The 1,091-nt window shown below is 55.0% G+C and carries 1 protein-coding gene; it reads right to left on the bottom strand.

Features of this window, described 5'->3' with window-relative positions:
* Positions 1-90: 90 nt before the first annotated feature.
* Entirely contained in the window at positions 91-237 is a 147-nt protein-coding gene (locus F804_RS17470; RefSeq protein WP_022708572.1) for a hypothetical protein, read from the bottom strand.
* Positions 238-1,091 lie beyond the last annotated feature (854 nt).

Raw genomic sequence — 1,091 nt, 5'->3', positions numbered from 1 at the left:
GTTACGATAGATGCCCAAAGGTCTTCCTCTCCGCCGTCGCTCTCGCTGCCACCGTCATGTTCTGGCTGTGACCATCAATGAGTCTGGAGCCTAGGTAAGTCGAGGAGTGTCGGGCTTCGGCATATCTTGATGAATATGAATTTTGTCATTGCCGCGCATGCGCACGGTAGTGATCTGCCTTGCCTTTAGGGCTTTATCGAAACCCGAGAGGGCCTCCATCATATCAATGCGCGGCATTCTTTTCTCCTGCAGACAACCAGTTCCGAATACCGATCTCAATGTTGTCAGGCAATCTAGTACGCCGCCGCACCGCGCTGCGCCGCATGGCGGGCGTGTAGAAGACAGGGGCAGTAGCCAATAGATAGACCGTATATCGGACACCCGCACCGCGCATAGCCACGGTTCGCATTGAGGAAAGTTTCATTGGCAAAGAAGGCAGCATTAGTGAACCTCATTAATGCTAAGCCATTGGTATCCATGTGGCGCTAAGGAAGACTTGAGTGACAATTCACACGTTTGTCGATTGCCACTGAAGTCTTCCTCAAGTGGCCACAATTCTTCCTTTGCGGCAGGAAAGCTGACGTAGTTTGGAAGCGTTACAGGCGGTACCCCGCACCGCACTAACTACCTGAGACAACGGTCTGCTATCCTCCCCGCTTCAATCCGTGAGCCAGGGGTATAGGAAGACGCGATCAGAGGCTCCTGAATGCGAAAGCAGATCGAACAGAGTTCATTGCAGCTTCGCAGGAAAGGGCTGGGCGACGCGGCATCGAGCGATCCCTAGCATCGCCGGACAATTTTCGGCCCACTCCGGACCTTCGCCGGGATTGCCATCGCTGCGGCGCGGCTTCACTGAAGCGGCCTTTCGTGGCGCCATACAGGATCGTCCGGTGGGTCGAAGGCCGCAGTGCGCAGGGAAGCCGACATAGCGGTATGTGGTAGTGTCGAGCGCAACCTTTCCTTTAGTCCGGCTATGTCGTTAGATTACCGTTGTTAGAACTGAACCGCTCCGGGTTTGCCGGAGGCTCCAACTCCTGAGTAGGATGGAGCATCATGAGCAAGACGACGAACAAATTTTCCCCCGAAGTGCG

Source organism: Paracoccus zeaxanthinifaciens ATCC 21588 (genome assembly GCF_000420145.1).
GTDB lineage: Bacteria > Pseudomonadota > Alphaproteobacteria > Rhodobacterales > Rhodobacteraceae > Paracoccus > Paracoccus zeaxanthinifaciens.
Note: the sequence above shows the minus strand (reverse complement) of the source record. Positions and strands in the feature narration are given on the sequence as shown.